The 3,858-nt window shown below is 34.6% G+C and carries 4 protein-coding genes; 1 reads left to right on the top strand and 3 read right to left on the bottom strand.

Annotated elements, in window-relative coordinates; all coding sequences use genetic code 11:
• Window positions 1-559, top strand: a 559-nt coding sequence (locus RSB60_RS11120; protein WP_442879671.1) for a methylated-DNA--[protein]-cysteine S-methyltransferase, incomplete at its 5' end; no start/stop codon positions are given.
• A 153-nt stretch (window positions 560-712) separates the two neighbouring features.
• On the opposite strand, the gene RSB60_RS11115 is transcribed toward RSB60_RS11120, so the two are convergent.
• From RSB60_RS11115 to RSB60_RS11105, 3 genes are all read right to left on the bottom strand, one after another.
• Window positions 713-2,488 (bottom strand): flavocytochrome c, encoded by a 1,776-nt coding sequence (locus RSB60_RS11115; protein WP_332616378.1) that lies wholly within the window; start codon window positions 2,486-2,488, stop codon window positions 713-715.
• Window positions 2,489-2,559: 71 nt separating this feature from the next.
• Window positions 2,560-3,366: a MerR family transcriptional regulator gene (locus RSB60_RS11110; protein ID WP_323381940.1), complete on the bottom strand. Its 807-nt coding sequence runs from the start codon at window positions 3,364-3,366 to the stop codon at window positions 2,560-2,562.
• An 80-nt stretch (window positions 3,367-3,446) separates the two neighbouring features.
• Window positions 3,447-3,858, bottom strand: a 412-nt coding sequence (locus RSB60_RS11105) for an NUDIX hydrolase (protein WP_332616376.1), incomplete at its 5' end; no start/stop codon positions are given.

Below are 3,858 nucleotides of genomic sequence, written 5' to 3'. Positions count from 1 at the left end.
CGGGAGGCGCATTAGAAAAGGAGCTAAAATGACATATACAACAACTTATCATTCTCCACTTGGTATTATTACTCTGGCTAGTGATGGCGAATATCTTACAGGTTTATGGTTCAATGATCAAAAATATTTTGGTTCAACCCTAACTCACAATTCTATTGATAAAGAATTACCCATTTTTATTCAAACTAAAGCGTGGTTAGATATTTACTTTAATGGAGAGATTCCAACATTTTTACCACCGCTTCGCTACAACACCACTGTATTTAGAGAAATGGTATGGAATATTTTACTCACAATTCCATATGGAACTGTAATCACCTATAAAGACATTGCTCAAGAAATTGCTAAACAGACTGGCCAAAAATCGATGTCTGCACAAGCTATAGGTGGTGCAGTTGGACACAACCCAATTTCTTTGATTATTCCTTGCCACCGTGTTGTAGGTACAAGTGGAAGTCTAACAGGTTACGCTGGTGGTTTAAATCGTAAAAACGAACTGTTGCAACGTGAAAAAGTAAATATGACCAATCTATTTGTTCCTAGCAAAAAGAATTTATGATTTAAATCTTGGTATTGTAAGACTAACACTCACTCTTTTACAGAACTTTTAAAAAACTTTGCAAACAAAAGAAAGCCATCTATTTCTAATGAAATAAATGGCTATTTTTTTATAATCGTATTCCACGCTACTAACTATGTAGTTGTATGAAAATTATTTTGCTGCTGCAGCTGATGATCCAGCAATACGTCCAAAGACAACAGTATCTGTCAATGCATTACCGCCTAGACGATTAGCTCCATGGATTCCTCCAACTACTTCTCCAGCAGCATATAATCCAGGAATAATCTCACCTGCTGTATTAATCACTTGTGCATCAGTATTGATTTTTACACCACCCATTGTGTGATGAACTGTTGGCACACGTGCACCCGCATAGTAAGGACCTTGGTTAATAGGATCTTGGTAAAGTGTTCTACCAAACTCATCTGCTGATTTATTAGCAACATGAGCATTAAATCCTTCTACTGCCTTAACTAAGTTTTCTGGATTTACGCCAATTTGTTCTGCTAGTTCTTCAAGTGTTTCACCTTTAAATGCACGACCATCCGCAACTAGTTGATTAATTGATTCATTAAAATTATTTACTTCATCACCTGTTGGATAATCATGGCTATCTAGAATAACCCACATATGAGCGTTAGGTTGATCAAATAATGCGTTTGTCATAACATCACGACGTGCACCTTCATCTACGAAACGATTTCCTTCATCATTGACGAAAATTCTATTTTCAACACCCATTTCAATATTACCACTTAAGCTACCTGTTTCAGGATCTCCCATTGGTAGTAATTGAATGTTACCCATTTGTACAAGTTCTGCACCAATTGCTTCAGCCATGATGATACCATCACCGGTAGCTCCTGCATGGTTTGTTGACTTAATACTTTCATCTAAGTTTGCCCAAAGTGTATTGTATTCTTGACGCATTTCTACGTTTTTACCAAATCCACCTGTTGCAAGTACAACACCTTTGTTTGCATATAATGTAATTTTATTTCCAGTTTTACCTTCAGCAATAACGCCAACTACTTTACCATCTTCAACGATGAATTCTTTAGCTGTTGTTTCTAAATATAAATCAATATTTTCATTTGAATCAACATAATTTTGATATGCATTAAAGAATCCTGTACCTACTGGTTCAACTGGTTTATGTGCTCTTGGCCACATACCACCTAATACTGTAAATGTTCCTTCTTTAAATTCCATACCTAGGCTTTGTAACCATTCTACGCCATCCCATGCATTTGTAACAAGTGTTCTAACAAGTTCTGGATCTCCTTGTTTGTCACCACCTTCATATGTTTGAGTATAGTGTAATTCTACAGAATCTTTATTTGCAATTGCAGTTTCACTACCTTCGTCAACTGCATTTAAAGCTCCGCCTGCTAAAATTGTGTTGCCACCAACTTTAGGCATTTTTTCAATAACGATAACTGAAGCACCTGCTTGATTTGCAGTTACACCAGCTGCTAATCCAGCTCCACCTGCACCAATAACGATAACATCAGCAGTATATTCTTTGTCTTCTTCTTTTTCTTGTACTTTAGAAGTTACTTTTTTAAGTGCTTCTACATCTGCCCCTGCATCTTTCATCGCAAGCGCAACTGCTTCTAAGATTGCTTTTGATGTGATTGTAGCTCCAGATACTGTATCTACACCTAACCCTTGTGCATCAACAATACGAACTGGCATATCACTGATTGCCAAATCACTAATTGATGGTGTTTCATTGTGTTCTGTAACTACAACTTTTTCAATTGCATCCGTTGTAACTGTTACTTCTACTTTAACTGGTCCATTCATTCCACTAGCTTCAGCAGTATAAGTACCTGCTTTATAACCTGTAGTTTTTGGACTACTACAAGCAGCTAATGAGAATGCTAAGACTAAAGTTAACGCAATTTTAAATAATTTTTTCATAATCTCTATCCTCCAAATATGACTATAAACGTTAGTCCTACTCTAAGGTCAAGTACTTTGTTAATATTTTATCAATTAATTTTTACAATTAAATAATGATAATTAGAATATACCTCATCCATCGCCGTAGAATGAATACAAGAACTGAAACCATCACCAAATTCCGTAATATTGTGCTTTTTCAAATAGTCTTGAATTAATGTTAATGTTTCCCATCCAAAGTTTGGATTATTATTTTTCTTAAAAACGGTGATTAAATACTTACCTGCTTCCACCTCTTGATAATTGTCTACATTTAATCCCAGTTCAACAGCATTTTTAAATCGCATATTAATTCCATAATGATAATGCAAATCACCCGATCTTTTTTCTAATGTTTCTTTAGGAATTCTACTAACCCAGCGAATTAGTGGTGTATATTCTAACAGTTCATCTCTCAATCGTAATGTTTTTTTATCTCTTACTATTTTTTCATTATCAGAAAATTCCAGTCGAATATGTCTTTCTAACTCAACAATGGATACGCTATCTATAAGTTCCGGTATACTTTTTAAGAAGCTTGTATAATGTTCCATATCATCAACACAAAGCATTTTAAAAAGCACTTCTTTTTTCAGTTCGTTACGTCGATTATCAATTGCCTCAATAATATCAATTGATTTCATATTTCCTAATAAAGATAAACATTCTTCAACACTAAAACCCATTCCTCGATATAAACGTGCTAAATTAAATCGTCTTGTGTCAATAACTGAAAAATAGCGATATCCTGTTTGTTCATTTACCTCTGGTTGGATAATCCCAATTTTCTCATAATAACGTAGCTTATGTGTTGTTACTCCCAATAAATCTGAAATTTCCTTAATTGTATATTTCATTTCGCCCTCACTTGGTATCTTTTTCACAAATAGTCACTGACAGTCTACAAGAAAAGATGTTGTTTGGCAACATCTTCTTTTTAGACTATTTTATTTTCTTTCATCCAGGCAAGTATATGATACGCCCGTGGTTCACACTCAGGTATTTCATCCAAACCAAAATATTTCAATTCTAAACTCTCTTTATCATTCATTGATAGATTACCACTTACATCTATTGCTTTATACAATACAGGAACCGTATAAACTTTATCTTTATTGGGATATGTAAATAAAAAATCAGGACCAGAAAATACATTTAGTAATTGAAACTTAGTCGCAACTAATCCGGTTTCTTCTTTCAGTTCACGCGATGCAGTTTCTTCTAATGTTTCCCCTAATTCAATTGCTCCACCAGGTATTCCCCAAGTTCTTGTATCAGATCGTAACTGCGATAAAATTTTATTTTCTTTGACTACAAGAATTGTTGCCCCCACTGATAAGATTTCATCA

This window comes from Anaerorhabdus sp. (genome assembly GCF_036657415.1).
Lineage (GTDB): Bacteria > Bacillota_I > Bacilli_A > Erysipelotrichales > Erysipelotrichaceae > Anaerorhabdus.
Note: the sequence above shows the minus strand (reverse complement) of the source record. Positions and strands in the feature narration are given on the sequence as shown.

What these genes read in the sequence shown, in the direction of transcription:
- RSB60_RS11110 (WP_323381940.1), bottom strand. Translation starts at nt 3,366, where the DNA reads ATGAAATATACAATTAAGGAAATTTCAGATTTATTGGGAGTAACAACA.
- RSB60_RS11115 (WP_332616378.1), bottom strand. Translation starts at nt 2,488, where the DNA reads ATGAAAAAATTATTTAAAATTGCGTTAACTTTAGTCTTAGCATTCTCA.